The sequence below is a fragment of the Escherichia sp. WS1450 genome, from assembly GCF_046487395.1.
Lineage (GTDB): Bacteria > Pseudomonadota > Gammaproteobacteria > Enterobacterales > Enterobacteriaceae > Escherichia > Escherichia coli.
In genome coordinates, this window is sequence record NZ_JBJQJO010000007.1 from 20,997 (window position 1) to 37,586 (window position 16,590).

At 51.0% G+C, this 16,590-nt stretch carries 14 protein-coding genes; 2 read left to right on the forward strand and 12 right to left on the reverse strand.

The annotated features are described in order from the left end of the window. Position 1: 1 nt before the first annotated feature. From fabZ to rpsB, 12 genes are all read right to left on the reverse strand, one after another. Positions 2–457: a 3-hydroxyacyl-ACP dehydratase FabZ gene (gene fabZ, locus ACJHYR_RS10410; protein WP_000210739.1), complete on the reverse strand. Its 456-nt coding sequence runs from the start codon at positions 455–457 to the stop codon at positions 2–4. Between the two features lie 104 nt (positions 458–561). Further along, a complete protein-coding gene (gene lpxD, locus ACJHYR_RS10415; RefSeq protein ID WP_001139298.1) occupies positions 562–1,587 on the reverse strand; it encodes a UDP-3-O-(3-hydroxymyristoyl)glucosamine N-acyltransferase in 1,026 nt (341 codons plus the stop codon). A gap of 3 nt (positions 1,588–1,590) precedes the next feature. After that, positions 1,591–2,076, reverse strand: coding sequence for a molecular chaperone Skp (gene skp, locus ACJHYR_RS10420; protein WP_000758956.1), 486 nt, complete (start codon positions 2,074–2,076; stop codon positions 1,591–1,593). 121 nt (positions 2,077–2,197) lie between these two features. Next, positions 2,198–4,630 carry an outer membrane protein assembly factor BamA gene (bamA, locus tag ACJHYR_RS10425; protein WP_001240896.1) on the reverse strand — a complete coding sequence of 811 codons (2,433 nt, stop codon included), beginning with the start codon at positions 4,628–4,630 and terminating at the stop codon, positions 2,198–2,200. A 29-nt stretch (positions 4,631–4,659) separates the two neighbouring features. Beyond that, complete coding sequence (rseP, locus tag ACJHYR_RS10430; protein WP_001306222.1) at positions 4,660–6,012, reverse strand: sigma E protease regulator RseP; 1,353 nt, start codon at positions 6,010–6,012, stop codon at positions 4,660–4,662. A gap of 11 nt (positions 6,013–6,023) precedes the next feature. Then, a complete protein-coding gene (gene cdsA, locus ACJHYR_RS10435) occupies positions 6,024–6,881 on the reverse strand; it encodes a phosphatidate cytidylyltransferase (protein ID WP_000922446.1) in 858 nt (285 codons plus the stop codon). A gap of 12 nt (positions 6,882–6,893) precedes the next feature. Next, a complete protein-coding gene (gene ispU / locus ACJHYR_RS10440; protein ID WP_001295562.1) occupies positions 6,894–7,652 on the reverse strand; it encodes a (2E,6E)-farnesyl-diphosphate-specific ditrans,polycis-undecaprenyl-diphosphate synthase in 759 nt (252 codons plus the stop codon). A gap of 188 nt (positions 7,653–7,840) precedes the next feature. Next, positions 7,841–9,037, reverse strand: a complete 1,197-nt coding sequence (ispC, locus tag ACJHYR_RS10445) for a 1-deoxy-D-xylulose-5-phosphate reductoisomerase (RefSeq protein ID WP_032204246.1) — start codon at positions 9,035–9,037, stop codon at positions 7,841–7,843. A 91-nt stretch (positions 9,038–9,128) separates the two neighbouring features. After that, positions 9,129–9,686: a ribosome recycling factor gene (gene frr, locus ACJHYR_RS10450; RefSeq protein ID WP_000622418.1), complete on the reverse strand. Its 558-nt coding sequence runs from the start codon at positions 9,684–9,686 to the stop codon at positions 9,129–9,131. A 291-nt stretch (positions 9,687–9,977) separates the two neighbouring features. After that, positions 9,978–10,703: a UMP kinase gene (gene pyrH / locus ACJHYR_RS10455; protein ID WP_000224573.1), complete on the reverse strand. Its 726-nt coding sequence runs from the start codon at positions 10,701–10,703 to the stop codon at positions 9,978–9,980. 146 nt (positions 10,704–10,849) lie between these two features. Beyond that, positions 10,850–11,701 carry a translation elongation factor Ts gene (gene tsf, locus ACJHYR_RS10460; protein ID WP_000818114.1) on the reverse strand — a complete coding sequence of 284 codons (852 nt, stop codon included), beginning with the start codon at positions 11,699–11,701 and terminating at the stop codon, positions 10,850–10,852. A gap of 257 nt (positions 11,702–11,958) precedes the next feature. Then, entirely contained in the window at positions 11,959–12,684 is a 726-nt protein-coding gene (rpsB, locus tag ACJHYR_RS10465; protein WP_000246882.1) for a 30S ribosomal protein S2, read from the reverse strand. 367 nt (positions 12,685–13,051) lie between these two features. Here rpsB and map point away from each other — a divergent pair, with 367 nt between their 5' ends. Further along, positions 13,052–13,846, forward strand: a complete 795-nt coding sequence (gene map, locus ACJHYR_RS10470) for a type I methionyl aminopeptidase (RefSeq protein ID WP_001018194.1) — start codon at positions 13,052–13,054, stop codon at positions 13,844–13,846. A gap of 61 nt (positions 13,847–13,907) precedes the next feature. Continuing rightward, on the forward strand, positions 13,908–16,580 hold the full coding sequence (gene glnD, locus ACJHYR_RS10475) for a bifunctional uridylyltransferase/uridylyl-removing protein GlnD (RefSeq protein WP_001094548.1): 2,673 nt from the start codon (positions 13,908–13,910) through the stop codon (positions 16,578–16,580). Positions 16,581–16,590 lie beyond the last annotated feature (10 nt).

The following is a 16,590-nucleotide window of genomic DNA, read 5'->3' on the forward strand; positions in this document are numbered from 1 at the left end:
ATCAGGCCTCCCGGCTACGAGCACACATCATCGTTGCTTCGCAAACTACTTTACCGTCGACCAGAGCAACCCCTTTAAAACGGGTCAGGCCGCGGCGCGTTTTTTCGAAAGTGACTTCCATGATCATTTGATCGCCAGGCACGACCGGGCGCTTGAAGCGCGCTTCGTCAATACCGGCGAAGTAGTACAGCTCACCCGGTTCCAGTTTTCCTACGCTTTTAAACGCCAGAATACCTGTTGCCTGTGCCATTGCTTCCAGAATCAGCACACCCGGGAAAATCGGTTTTCCAGGGAAATGGCCCTGGAAGAATGGCTCATTGACAGAGACATTTTTTACTGCGCGCAGAAAACGACCTTCTTCAAAATCCAGCACGCGATCCACCAGTAAGAACGGGAAACGGTGCGGCAGAAGTTCTAAAATCTCTTCAATCTGCAGAGTATGAGTGTTAGTAGTCAAGATACTCTTCCTGTCAAAATATAAGAAACGACAATAATAACACGGCCTGCCGCAATCGTAAGAATGAGACAGGCCGTAAAGTTTGGCGAACAAAAGATGGAACGTTAGTCTTGTTGATTAACCTTGCGCTCAAGCGATTTCAGACGCTTGCTCATGTCATCAATGTTCATCACCAGTGCCGCGGTTTTGCGCCAGACTTTGTTGGGTTGCAGCGGAATGCCTGAGGAATAGACGCCTGGTTCAGTGATGGGACGCATCACCATACCCATGCCCGTAACCGTCACTTTGTCGCATATTTCCATATGCCCGTTGATTACGCTGGCTCCGCCGATCATGCAGTAACGACCAATTTTCAGGCTGCCCGCCATAATGACGCCACCGGCAACTGCCGTATTGTCGCCAATCACGACGTTATGTGCAATCTGGCACTGGTTATCAATGATCACGCCATTGCCAATAACAGTGTCATCCAGCGCGCCGCGATCGATGGTAGTACATGCGCCGATCTCCACACGATCGCCAATAATTACGCGACCAATCTGTGGGATCTTCACCCAGTTACCACGATCGTTGGCATAACCAAAGCCGTCTGCGCCTACCACTGTTCCGGACTGGATCAGGCAATTCTGACCGATCTGGATCTCATGGTAAATGGTTACATTCGCCCAGAGACGCGAACCTGCACCGATTTTGCTGTTTTTACCTACGAAGCAACCGGCACCGATAATCACGTTATCGCCCAGTTCAACGCCGGACTCAATCACCGCGTTAGCGCCAATCGATACGTTGTTACCCAGCTTCGCCGTCGCGTCGATCACCGCACTGGGTGCAATGTTCTGCGCGGGCTGCGGCGTGGTATCTAAAATTTGCGCCATGCGCGCGTAAGTCAGGTAGGGATTCTTCACTACCACCGCGGCACTTTTCGCGAAAGGAAGATCGTCCTGGGTCATGACAACCGCGGACGCCTGGCACAAGCCTAAATGCTCACGGTATTTTGGGTTAACCATGAACGTGATGTGACCTGTTTGTGCAGATTGCATGGACGCAACGCCGGTGATGACGATATCGCCATCACCGTGTAGTTCTGCATCCAACTGCTGCGCTAAATCAGCCAGTCGAATTGAAGGCATTACTTATTTAACCTGTTTCAGTACGTCGGCAGTGATGTCTTTTACATCGCTGCTGTTGTAAGCAACGGCGTTTGCATCAACAACCAGATCGATATCCTGGCTGTTGGCAACGGATTTCACAGCAGTCTGGATACGAGTAACCAGTTTGCCGCGTTCTTCGTTGGAACGACGTGCGCGATCCTGCTCAAAAGCCTGCGCTTTCTGAGCAAAAGTCTGGCGCTGAGCCATCACGTCTTTTTCCAGTTTGGTGCGATCGCTGCCCGCTTTCATGGACTGCAGTTTTTTCATTTTAGCCTGCAGATCGGTTTCCATACGCTGCAGTTCGCTGGCACGGCCTTTGAACTCATTTTCCAGCGTGTTAGAAACACCGGTTTTCTGCGCTACCTGCTGGAACAGGCTGCCCATATTGACGATTGCAATTTTGTCAGCCGCCTGAGCAGAAGTTGCCAGTGCTAAACCGAGACCTGCAGCTAATAACCACTTTTTCACAATAAACTCCTTACCATCCCATTTGCACCGGAGGGTGCAGTTCTTTGCGTGGCCCGGCGATCTTATATTGATCGCCTAAAGTCATCGCTACACTACCACTACATTCCTTTGTGGAGAACACTTACCAGGTTTTACCGATGTTAAACTGGAACTGTTCTGCCTTGTCTCCATCGTACTTTTTGAACGGCTGGGCGTAGGAGAACACCAACGGCCCCAATGGGGACATCCATTGTAATGCGATACCCGCAGACATACGGATATTGCTTGGATCACTATAGTCCGGATATCCAGAATATTGGCTGGAATCCCAGTTTGTATCCCAAACGGTACCCATATCCCAGAAGAAGGAAGTACGAACCGAGTTAGCATACTTGTCGCTAATGAACGGCGTCGGGGTGATGAACTCGAGGCTGGCAACCGCCATAGCGTTACCGCCTACAGCATCATCCGATTTACACAGGTCTTTCGCGCCGTCCTGAGTCGCACATTCGTAATCATAGTCCGGATCATAATTACTAGCCTGATGCGGGAAGTAAACTGCTTTCGGACCAATGGTATTGGACTGGAAGCCACGCACGGTGCTGGAACCACCGGCATAGAAGTTCTCGTAGAACGGCATCTCTTTGCCGCCTAAACCATCACCATAGCCCCAGCGGGTACGACCCAGAACAACCCATTTGTGATCGTCATCGATCGGCACATAAGTCGCCGTGTCTAACGTCACTTTGTAGTATTCGTTATCCGATCCCGGAATGGTCACTTTACCGGTCAGGTTGACCCGTGAACCATCTGTCGGGAAGTAACCACGGTCAAGCTTGTTGTAGGTCCAACCATAGTTGAACGTGAAGTCGTCCGTTTTGAAGCTGTTATCCTGATCAGAGGTGCTCGGATGTTCACCCATAGAGTACAGATAACGCCACATCGCAACCTGAGGCTGCATGTTGGACAGGGAGTTATGTACATAACCCAGACCTGCACGCAGCGAGTTATATTCGTTGATCGGGAAGCCCAACGTCACGTCTGTACCATAACTCTTGTTGGTATAGTCGGACAGGTCGGCGTCATCTGCCTGGAAGTCATTATAGAAGAGACGACCACCGAGGCTTACGCCATCTACGGTGAAGTACGGGTTGGTTACCGACAGTTCAGCATAGGTCTGGTAATCGTTTTTGGTCCCGTTGATACCAACAGCATAACCCGTACCTAACCAGTTATCCTGTTGCACACCAGCCTGGAAGCTCACGCCACTTTCAGTACCGTAACCAATCCCGAAGTTGAAGCTACCGGTGTTACGTTCTTTCACCTTGTAGACTACATCAACCTGGTCCGGGCTACCCGGAACACGTTGGGTATCGGTATCGACAGTTTCAAAGAAGCCCAGACGATTCAGACGCTCCTTACCCTGATCGACCAGATCGCTCCCCAGCCATGCACCTTCCATCTGACGCATTTCGCGACGCAGGACGGCATCTTTCGAGGTATCGTTACCTTCAAAACGGATCTTACGCACGTAGAAACGGTTACCCGCATCAACGTTCACGCGTAATTTAACGGTTTTGTCGGCATCGTTAATTTCAGGCATCGACTGTACGCGCGGATAGGCATAACCATAGCGACCAAGAAGCTTTTTAATGTCATCTTCCATTTTGGTCACTTTGGTGCCGTTATACAGCTCGCCCGGCTCGATCTTAGTCAGCTGCTCAATTTCAGCGGAGTGCCCGGCAAGGTTGCCGCTCACTTCAACGCCAGAAAGCTTGTACTGATCGCCTTCGGTGATGTTCACCGTGACGTAAATACCTTTTTTATCTGGCGTCAGACTGACCTGGGTAGAGTCGATGTTGAAACGGGCATAACCGCGATCCAGATAGTAACTGCGCAGGGTTTCAAGGTCGCCCGCCAGTTTCTGTTTCTGGTATTTACGATCGCCGACCACGTTCCACCACGGCACTTCGTCACGCAGTTGGAAATGAGAGATCAGTTCGTCGGTGGTGAAAGCATGGTTACCAACAATGTTAATTTGCTGGATTTCAGCTGACACACCTTCCTGGAACACCAGTTTTAGGTCAACACGGTTGCGCGGCAGCGGGGTCACGACAGCTTTAACGCTGGCGCTATATTTACCGACGCTGTAGTAGAAGTCTTCCAGACCTTTCTCGATATCGGCAATGGTGGTGCGATCGAGGGATTCGCCCACACGCACGCCAGAAGCCTCGAGGTTTTGCTTCAGCATGTCATCTTTCACCGATTTGTTACCGGAGAAAGTAATGCTGGCAATGGTCGGACGTTCTTTTACCTGAACCAGAAGGGTATCACCATCACGAAGGACGCGAACATCCTCAAAGTTGCCGGTAGCAAACAGAGCGCGAATGGTATTACTGATATCTTCATCATTAACCGTGTCGCCTGTGCGCACCGGCATACTGAGGAGGGCCGCACCAACGGCGACACGCTGAAGGCCTTCGAAATGAATATCTTTCACTACGAACCCTTCAGCACCGTATACGGTGGCGCTGCTAAACAGCAGCGACGCTATGAGCAACTTTTTCATCGCCATCGTTATTATGCGTTCTTCCTAACTAACTCTCATAACCGAGAGAAATCATTGAAAAGTGCAAGCCCCATTAACAGCACCAGCAAAATCGAGCCAATGCGATAACAAAAGTCTTGAACCCGCTCGGATACCGGTCCGCCCTTGATCTTTTCGATCGCAAGGAACAGCAGATGCCCCCCGTCAAGTACGGGCAACGGAAACAGGTTAATTATCCCTAAGTTCACGCTAATAAGCGCAAGAAACGGCAGGTAATAAACAACCCCGAGTTCCGCTGTCATCCCAGCCCCCTTGGCGATAGAGATCGGCCCACTGAGGTTGTTCAGTTTCACATCACCGGTGATCAATTTTCCCAGCATACTGACCGTCAGCTTCATCAACTGCCACGTTTTGTCCGTGGCTTCGACGATGGCGTTGAACGGCCCATACTGGCGTACAACTTTATACTCATCAGGCAAAGGAATGACTTTCGGCTCAATACCGACAAAACCAATCGCTTTACCATTACCCGGTTTACTCTCCGGGATTAATGTCAAAGACAAGGGACTCCCCTGCCTTTCGATTTCTAACGCTAAGGATTTACCCGGGTTATCCCGGACAAGCATCACAAAGGTCACCCACTGCGTTAAGGGCTGACCATCGACTTTAACGATCCTGTCGCCTGCTTGCAAACCTGCCTTGCTTGCCGCCGAGTTTGGCTGCACATTTTCCAGTACAGGTTCAATTTGCGGCCCACGAGGACGAATCCCCAGCGAAGTTACCGGATCTTCTTTATCAGGCTCAAACGCCCAGTGACGTAAATCGAGCTTTACATCTTGCCGTTGGTCGCTGCCAAATGGCGCTACCGTAATGGTGGTGCTTTCATCGCCAATTTTATCGACCAACTGCAAACGCACGGCATCCCAATCAGGCGTTTCGATACCATCTACGGCTTTTAGTTCCGTACCTGGTGCAATTTGTGCTTCCGCAGCTATCGAATTGGCTGCTATTTCGCCAACCACCGGACGTACGCCAGGCACACCAATAATAAAAACCAGCCAGTAGGCAAAGATAGCAAAAATGAAGTTTGCAACCGGACCTGCGGCAATAATCGCCGCTCGTTGGCCGACAGATTTATTATTGAAGGCATGGTGGCGGAGTTCCGGAAGGACCGGTTCTGCGCGCTCATCCAGCATTTTGACATAACCGCCCAACGGGATCAGGGCGATAACATATTCGGTGCCGAGCTTATCAGTTCGCCGCCAGAGCGCCTTACCAAACCCTATTGAGAAACGCTCAACGCGAACACCACAACGCCGGGCAACCCAGAAATGACCAAATTCATGCACGGTGATAAGTACACCCAGTGCAACGATGAACGAAGCCAAATCCCAGAGAAAACTCAGCATATTACCTTCCGTTAAAGCGTCCTGAATACCAGTAACAACAAGCAAGCAAAGACCGGTACCGCAGCCGTCAGGCTATCAATACGATCTAAAATACCACCGTGTCCTGGAATTAAATGACCGCTGTCCTTAATTCCTGCTTCACGCTTAAACATACTCTCGGTCAGATCGCCGAGCACTGAGGCTAACGCTGCGACAATAGAGCAAATGAGTAAGGTGACGGGAGCGACGTCGAGATTCGCCCACATGCCATAACCCCATGAGATTACCGCTGCAGTCGCGAGTCCACCTATAAAGCCTTGCCAGGTTTTACCCGGAGAAACCTTCGGTGCCAGCTTATGTTTACCAAACAATTTGCCAAACATATATGCGCCAGAGTCAGCGCCCCATACCAGGATCATGACATAGAGCAGCCATATTGCGCCACTGTAATGATTCTCGTCGTAGTGCCAGGCCCGTAACGCCAGCATGCCCCAGAAGAAGGGAACAATGGTTAGCACGCCAAAAATAAGGCGCAATGTTTTAGAGTTACGCCAGATTGCTGCGGAACCTGGGTAAAACAGCACCAGCAATAGCGCGACAATCCACCAACCCAGCGAAGCCCAAAGTGAGATTTCAACCAGCGGTTGATGAATATTTCGGTGATATTCCGGCAACAGAAAAAGCATCAGCGCCAACAATAACCCGCATAACACCGCCAACCATACTCGCTGCGAGCGAGTGGTAAAACCGCTAAGCTGTCCCCATTCCCACGCTGCCAGCATGCAGACCACCAGCGTTACAATGGCGAACCCCACCGGCGGCAACAGAAACAACGCCGCGATGACGACGGGTATTAACACAAAAGCAGATATCAGGCGATACTTCAGCAAAAGCGACCCCCATCAGGCTGTTTCATCACCGGGCTCGGTACCGCCGAAACGACGCTCTCGATTAGCAAAGGCATTTAACGCCCCTTCAAAGTCTTGTTCATCGAAATCGGGCCAGAGAACATCTGTAAAGTAAAGTTCGGCATAGGCAATTTGCCAAAGCAAAAAGTTACTAATGCGATGCTCCCCCCCAGTCCTAATTACTAAATCTACAGGGGCCAGTTCATGCATACAGACATGCTGGTTTAGCATCTCTTCATCTATCTGATCTGGTTGCAGGTTTCCTTGCTGCACCTTTTCAGCCAGTTGCCTGACTCCCTGGACTATATCCCAACGTCCACCGTAGTTCGCCGCAATATTCAGCGTCAGACCGGTATTCCCGGCTGTTAGCGCTTCAGATTTACGAATACGTTCTTGCAAACGCGAGTTAAAGCGACTGGTATCGCCAATAATACGCAGACGCACGTTATGTCGGTGCAGACTCTTTACTTCGCTATCAAGCGCCCACACAAACAGTTCCATTAACGCACTGACTTCCTGCGCTGGTCGGTTCCAGTTTTCACTACTAAAGGCATACAGAGTTAACGCCTCAATACCGTTGTTGGCCGCAAAAGAGACAGCCCGGCGGACGGATTTTGCCCCGGCTTTATGCCCAAAGGCACGAATCTTCCCTTGCTTTTTTGCCCAGCGACCATTGCCGTCCATAATGATCGCAACATGACGACAGCCATGCGCTGGCAATTTTTCGCTAAGTGGTTGAGTAGCAGACAACATCACGCGTTTTTTATTCCCTGACAGGGTTTACGGTACTCAGGAATACTGAAGCCTATACAAAAAAAAGCCGTGTAAAACCACGGCATACCTGACCTTATAAAGCCAACTACTTACGATCAGATGGCGCAGACTATATCACTGAAGCCCTACGCTAACAAATAGCGCGACTCTCTGTAGCCGGATTATCCTCAGCTTGCGAGACGCATCACCTCTTTTCTGGCGACTTCACGCGCGTTCGCATCAACAGATAACACATCGTCCACACATTGTGGTTCGCGCATATCCATTTTTTCCAGTACGGATAAATTCAACGCGGCGATATCCGTAAAGCGGATTTGTTGCGCAAGAAAAGCAGCAACGGTGATTTCGTTTGCGGCATTCAATGCTGTCGTCGCTGCCTGGCCTTGTTCGAACGCCTCCATCGCCAGTTTCAGGCATGGATAACGATCATAATCCGGTGCGGCAAATGTCAACGCACTTAGTTTGCAAAAATCGAGCGGCTTCACGCCAGAGTTCACGCGATTCGGCCATGCCATGGTGTGGGCAATTGGCGTACGCATATCCGGTTCCCCCAGCTGCGCCAGAACACTGCCGTCCTGATAGCGCACCATTGAGTGAATCACTGACTGCGGGTGAATCAGCACTTCCATCTGGCTGGCGCTGGCGTTAAACAGCCAACGCGCTTCAATGTATTCCAGACCTTTGTTCATCATGGTAGCCGAATCGACAGAAATTTTACGCCCCATCGACCAGTTCGGATGACGGCAGGCTTGATCCGGCGTCATTGTTGCCAAATCGCGCAATGGCGTCTCACGGAAAGGGCCACCAGACCCGGTAAGTAAAATGGACACCACGCCATTTTGCTCAAGGTCAGCGTATCCCAGATTATGCTGGATAGGTTGCGGTAAACTCTGAAAAATGGCGTTATGTTCGCTATCGACCGGTAACAATTGCGCTTTGCTCTGCTTTACGGCGTCCATAAACAGACGTCCGCAGGTAACCAGTGATTCTTTATTGGCCAGCAAAATGGTTTTACCCGCGCGGATCGCAGCAAGCGTAGGTAACAGCCCAGCAGCGCCAACAATGGCTGCCATCACCTGATCAACATCCTCAAGCGCTGCCATATCGCAAGCGGCTTGTTGCCCACTTAAGACTTCGGTGCGGCTACCCTGTTGCTGTAGCATCGTTTTAAGAAGTTTCGCACTCGCTTCATCGTCCATTACGGCATAGCGGGGAGAGAATTCCAGGCACTGTTCTACCATGTGAGTGACATTTTTGCCTGCCACCAGCGCAACTACGCGGAAGTGTTCGGGATTATGGCGCACCACGTCCAGCGTGCTGCAACCAATCGAGCCGGTCGAGCCCAGAATGGTGAGTTGCTTCATGAAACATCCAGAGTTGAGACAGAATAAAAAGCAAAACGCCGCCAGCCGATCCGCAAGGATCTACTGAGCGGCGTTTTTGTCGTTCAAGAAATCAGAACTGCATCAGTTCTGCTTCTTTGTCTGCCAGCGCCGCTTCAATTTTCTTGATTGCAGCATCAGTCAGTTTCTGTACATCGTCCTGAGAACGGCGATCGTCGTCTTCGCTGATCTCTTTATCTTTCAACAGTGCTTTCACTTTGTCGTTCGCGTCACGACGCACGTTACGTACTGCAACACGCGCTTGTTCTGCTTCACCACGAACGATTTTGGTCAGATCTTTACGACGTTCTTCCGTCAGCGGCGGCAGCGGAACACGGATGTCGCTACCCGCAGAGTTCGGGTTCAGGCCAAGATCGGACGCCATAATCGCTTTTTCAACGGCCGGAGACATTGAACGATCAAACACGTTGATTTTCAGAGTACGGGAATCTTCTACCGTTACGCTTGCCAGCTGACGCAGCGGCGTCGGCGTGCCGTAATATTCCACGACAATGCCATCCAGCAGGCTGGGAGAAGCACGACCCGTGCGTATTTTGCTGATTTGGGTTTTGAACGCTTCTACGCATTTGTCCATGCGTACTTCAGCATCTTTTCTGATATCGCTAATCACGTTACGAATCCTTGAAAACTTGTCTCAGTCAGACCAGACAGTCACACACAGTGGAAGTGTGCTAAGTATAGCCCTGATTAAACATATTACGGGTAATCGTCTGGATTATTAGGCTATTTTATTTGCCATTTTGGCCCCGGGCAGTGCTCGCCATCCTCACGTACTTGTGTACGCTCCGGTTGCTGCGCGCTGGCCGTGACCAAACTGCCTGCAACAATAACGCCTTATAACCAGACTTACGCCCCCGCGATACTTACGCGGAATCTTACCCTTATTTATCCATCACGGGAATTATTCCGTGATTAAAGTCCCTTCTTTTTCACCCATTACCACACGGCGCAGCGCACCCGGTTTGTTCATGTTGAAAACACGAATCGGTAATTTATGGTCACGAGCCAGCGTGAAGGCCGCCAGGTCCATGACTTTCAGCTCTTTTTCCAGCACTTCGCTGTAAGTCAGTTGCTCGTACATGGTTGCAGTTGGATCTTTCGCCGGATCAGCAGTAAACACACCGTCAACTTTGGTTGCTTTCAGCACCACATCGGCTTCAATTTCGATACCACGCAGGCACGCTGCTGAGTCGGTGGTAAAGAACGGGTTACCTGTACCGGCGGAGAGGATCACCACACGGTTGTTGCGCAACAGGCTGATAGCTTCTGCCCAGCTGTAGCTGTCGCACACGCCATTCAATGGAATAGCGGACATCAGACGAGCGTTCACATAGGCGCGGTGCAGTGCATCACGCATTGCCAGGCCGTTCATTACGGTCGCCAGCATCCCCATGTGGTCGCCCACAACGCGGTTCATACCCGCTTTCGCCAGACCAGCGCCACGGAACAGGTTACCCCCACCAATCACCACACCAACCTGAATACCCAGTTCAACCAGTTCTTTGATTTCCTGAGCCATGCGATCCAGTATGCTTGCATCAATACCGAAGCCTTCAGTGCCCTGCAGAGCTTCGCCACTCAACTTAAGCAGAATGCGTTTATAGACGGGTTTTGCATTGGTAGCCATGTTTCTTTCCTGAGACTGTCAACGATTGAAATGAATTAATACTAGCGACATTGTACGTCGCTTTTCAGCGCAGCCCCACAAGGGTTAGCTGAATTTACAAGATGGGCACAAAAAGAAGCCGCCCTCAGGCGGCTCCTTTTCGATAATTAAGACTGCTTGGACATCGCAGCAACTTCTGCTGCAAAGTCAGTCTCAACTTTCTCGATGCCTTCACCCACTTCGAAGCGGATGAAGCCAGTCACTTCAGCGTTATGCTCTTTCAGCAGCTGACCAACAGTTTTGCTTGGTTCCATAACGAACGGCTGACCGGTCAGAGAAACTTCGCCGGTGAATTTCTTCATGCGGCCTTCAACCATTTTCTCTGCGATTTCTTTCGGCTTACCAGACTGCATCGCGATATCCAGCTGTACCTGGTATTCTTTTTCTACCACTTCAGCGGATACGTCTTCTGGTTTGATGAATTCTGGCTTGCTTGCAGCAACGTGCATAGCGATGTGTTTAACCAGCTCTTCGTCAGCGCCTTTAGCAGCAACCAGAACACCGATACGCGCACCGTGCTGATAAGAACCCAGAACGTCGCCTTCCAGCGCAGCAACGCGGCGAATGTTGATGTTTTCACCAATTTTCGCTACCAGCGCAACACGTTCTTCTTCGAACTGTGCTTTCAGAACTTCAACGTCAGTGATTTTGCCAGCAACAGCTGCGTCCAGAACTTTGTCTGCGAACGCCTGGAAACCAGCGTCTTTTGCAACGAAGTCAGTCTGGCAGTTAACTTCCAGAATGATGCCGTAGTTGCCGTCGATTTTGGTTTTGATCACGCCGTCAGCAGCAACGTTGCCTGCTTTTTTCGCTGCTTTAATAGCACCAGACTTACGCATGTTTTCGATTGCCAGCTCGATGTCGCCGTTAGCTTCAGTCAGTGCTTTTTTGCAATCCATCATGCCTGCGCCAGTACGCTCACGCAGCTCTTTTACCAGGGATGCGGTAATTTCAGCCATTCTAAAATCCTCGGAGATGTGATCTGCCCGGCATTAAACCGCACAGATATAAAAGTGAAAAAGGGGGCCATATGCAGGCCCCCTAACCAAACGTGTACTACCTGGTCTATAAGGGCTCTCCCCCTTCATATTTCGCGCCGCAGATGCGTTATCTTCGCTCGCTCATCCCGGTCACTTACTGATGTAAGCTCCCGGGAATTCTCGAGCTTGCCGCCTTTCTGCAACTCGAACTATTTTGGGGGAGTTATCAAGCCTTATTACTCAGCTTCTACGAAGCTTTCTTCCGCCTGGGAAGCCAGATCCTGAGAACGGCCTTCACGTACGGTTGCAGCAACAGCGCCCAGGTACAGGGTCACAGCACGGATTGCGTCGTCGTTACCCGGGATAACGAAGTCAACACCGTCCGGATCAGAGTTGGTATCAACGATAGCAAATACAGGAATACCCAGGTTGTTTGCTTCTTTGATAGCAATGTGTTCGTGGTCAGCATCGATTACAAACAGAGCGTCCGGCAGACCGCCCATGTCTTTGATACCGCCCAGGCTGTTTTCCAGTTTCTCCAGCTCACGAGTGCGCATCAGCGCTTCTTTCTTGGTCAGCTTGTCGAAAGTACCGTCCTGAGACTGAGTTTCCAGGTCTTTCAGACGTTTGATGGACTGACGAACGGTTTTCCAGTTAGTCAGCATACCGCCCAGCCAGCGATGGTTCACGAAGAACTGGTCGCAGCTCAGAGCAGCGTCTTTCACCGCTTCGCTTGCAGCGCGTTTAGTACCAACGAAAAGGATTTTACCTTTGCGAGAAGCAATCTTGTTCAGTTCAGCCAGAGCTTCGTTGAACATCGGTACAGTTTTCTCAAGGTTGATGATGTGAACTTTGTTACGCGCACCGAAGATGAACGGCTTCATTTTCGGGTTCCAGTAACGGGTCTGGTGACCGAAGTGAACACCAGCCTTGAGCATGTCGCGCATGGAAACAGTTGCCATGATTAAAACCTCTATATAAAAGTTGGGGTTATGCCTCCACGTATCCCATATTACCGACCCCAAAGGGCACCCCGGAATATGTGCCGATACGTGTGTGTTGTTACACAAAGTGAGATTGTCGCTTCCGTCCAGTCTGTGTATACGAAATGGATCGGAAGTCCGGCGCGCTTTATACCACAAATACGTCGTGGACACCAATAATTGTTGGCGCTGTGTACAGCATCAGACGTTGAATTTTCTATTATAGAAAACCTTCAGTGGCACGTTTGGCGAAATTCAGAATGATTCTCAATTTGCCCGGGTGTGATACCATTGACAGCACTTACATATATATTGTCGGTATCACCGACGCTGATGGACAGAATTAATGGCTATCTCAATCAAGACCCCAGAAGATATCGAAAAAATGCGCGTCGCTGGCCGACTGGCTGCCGAAGTGCTGGAGATGATCGAACCGTATGTTAAACCGGGCGTCAGCACCGGCGAGCTGGATCGCATCTGTAATGATTACATTGTTAATGAACAACACGCGGTTTCTGCCTGCCTCGGCTATCACGGCTATCCGAAATCCGTTTGCATTTCTATTAATGAAGTGGTGTGCCACGGTATTCCGGATGATGCTAAGCTGCTGAAAGATGGCGATATCGTTAACATTGATGTCACCGTAATCAAAGATGGTTTCCACGGCGATACATCGAAAATGTTTATCGTCGGTAAGCCGACCATCATGGGCGAACGTCTGTGCCGCATCACGCAAGAAAGCCTGTACCTGGCGCTGCGCATGGTAAAACCTGGCATTAATCTGCGCGAAATCGGTGCGGCAATTCAGAAATTTGTCGAAGCAGAAGGCTTCTCCGTCGTTCGTGAATATTGCGGACACGGTATTGGTCGCGGCTTCCATGAAGAACCGCAGGTGCTGCACTATGACTCCCGTGAAACCAACGTCGTGCTGAAACCGGGGATGACGTTCACCATCGAGCCAATGGTCAACGCGGGTAAAAAAGAGATCCGCACCATGAAAGATGGCTGGACGGTAAAAACCAAAGATCGCAGCTTGTCTGCACAATATGAGCATACTATTGTGGTGACTGATAACGGCTGCGAAATTCTGACGTTACGCAAGGATGACACCATCCCGGCGATAATCTCGCACGACGAATAAGATGAAGCCGGCGAATGCCGGCTTTTTTAATGCGATAATTTAATCTTATGGGTGGCGCACAATGAATACCCTTCCAGAACAGTACGCAAACACCGCTCTCCCCACCCTGCCCGGTCAACCGCAAAATCCATGCGCCTGGCCCCGTGATGAATTAACCGTCTGTGGGATAAAAGCCCATATCGATACTTTCCAGCGTTGGCTGGGTGATGCCTTTGACAATGGGATCTCCGCAGAACAGTTGATTGAGGCACGTACCGAGTTCATAGACCAGCTCCTGCAACGATTATGGATTGAAGCGGGATTCAGCCAGATTGCCGACCTGGCATTGGTTGCCGTCGGTGGTTATGGTCGTGGCGAGCTGCATCCACTTTCCGACATCGATTTACTGATTTTAAGCCGTAAAAAGCTCCCGGATGATCAGGCGCAAAAAGTGGGCGAGCTGTTAACGCTGCTCTGGGATGTGAAGCTGGAAGTCGGTCATAGCGTGCGCACGCTTGAAGAGTGCATGCTGGAAGGGTTATCGGATTTAACCGTCGCCACCAATTTAATCGAATCCCGCTTATTAATTGGCGATGTTGCGCTGTTCCTCGAACTGCAAAAACATATTTTCAGCGAAGGATTCTGGCCTTCCGACAAGTTCTACGCAGCGAAAGTTGAAGAACAGAACCAGCGCCATCAGCGTTACCACGGCACCAGCTACAACCTTGAACCAGACATCAAAAGTAGTCCTGGCGGCTTGCGCGATATTCACACTCTGCAATGGGTGGCCCGCCGTCATTTTGGCGCAACATCGCTGGATGAAATGGTCGGGTTTGGCTTCTTAACCTCAGCGGAGCGGGCAGAATTAAACGAATGTCTGCATATATTGTGGCGCATTCGCTTTGCCCTGCATCTGGTCGTCAGCCGTTACGATAATCGCCTGCTGTTTGATCGCCAGCTTAGCGTCGCCCAGCGTCTGAATTACAGTGGCGAAGGTAACGAACCGGTCGAGCGGATGATGAAGGATTACTTCCGCGTTACACGCCGCGTCAGTGAACTCAACCAGATGCTGCTGCAACTGTTCGATGAAGCCATCCTCGCCCTTCCCGCCGACGAAAAACCACGTCCAATCGACGATGAGTTTCAGCTACGCGGTACGCTAATCGACCTGCGTGATGAAACACTATTTATGCGCCAGCCGGAAGCCATCTTGCGTATGTTCTACACCATGGTGCGCAACAGTGCGATCACTGGCATTTACTCTACTACGCTGCGCCAGTTACGCCACGCCCGTCGCCATTTGCAACAACCGCTGTGTAATATTCCGGAAGCGCGAAAACTGTTTTTGAGCATTCTGCGTCACCCTGGTGCGGTGCGTCGCGGACTATTACCGATGCATCGTCATAGCGTGCTCGGCGCGTATATGCCTCAATGGTCGCATATCGTCGGGCAGATGCAGTTTGACCTGTTCCACGCCTACACGGTGGATGAACATACTATTCGCGTGATGCTGAAACTGGAGAGTTTTGCCAGTGAAGAAACACGCCAGCGCCATCCGTTGTGTGTGGACGTCTGGCCGCGCCTGCCGTCAACTGAGCTGATTTTCATCGCCGCGCTGTTTCACGATATCGCCAAAGGGCGTGGCGGCGACCACTCCATTCTCGGTGCACAAGACGTGGTGCATTTTGCCGAACTCCACGGGCTTAACTCGCGCGAAACACAGCTGGTGGCGTGGCTGGTTCGCCAGCACCTGTTGATGTCGGTGACCGCCCAACGCCGCGATATTCAGGACCCGGAAGTGATCAAGCAGTTTGCCGAAGAAGTGCAAACAGAAAACCGACTTCGTTATCTGGTATGCCTGACAGTGGCTGACATTTGCGCCACCAACGAAACGCTGTGGAATAGCTGGAAGCAAAGTCTGTTGCGCGAACTCTATTTCGCCACCGAAAAGCAGCTACGACGCGGAATGCAAAACACGCCGGATATGCGCGAACGGGTTCGCCATCACCAACTCCAGGCGCTGGCACTACTGCGCATGGATAACATCGACGAAGAGGCGCTGCACCAAATTTGGTCACGCTGTCGTGCTAACTATTTTGTCCGCCATAGCCCAAATCAACTGGCCTGGCATGCGCGCCATTTATTACAGCATGATTTAAGCAAACCGCTGGTATTGCTTAGTCCGCAGGCTACGCGTGGAGGCACCGAGATTTTTATCTGGAGCCCGGACCGCCCCTATCTGTTTGCCGCCGTCTGTGCCGAATTAGACCGCCGCAATTTAAGTGTCCACGACGCACAAATTTTCACCACTCGCGACGGTATGGCGATGGATACCTTCATCGTGCTGGAACCCGATGGCAGCCCGCTATCCGCAGATCGGCATGAGGTTATTCGGTTTGGTCTGGAGCAAGTACTGACACAAAGTAGCTGGCAGCCACCGCAGCCACGTCGCCAACCTGCCAAATTGCGCCATTTTACTGTTGAAACCGAAGTAACGTTTTTGCCGACCCATACCGACCGCAAATCGTTCCTCGAACTGATCGCCCTCGACCAACCAGGTCTGCTGGCGCGAGTTGGGAAAATTTTTGCCGATCTGGGAATTTCGCTTCATGGCGCCCGAATTACAACCATTGGCGAGCGAGTAGAAGATTTATTCATAATTGCCACCGCTGACCGGCGTGCGCTTAATAACGAGTTGCAGCAGGAAGTGCATCAGCGGTTGACAGAGGCCCTCAATCCAAACGATAAAGGGTGATGTGTTTACT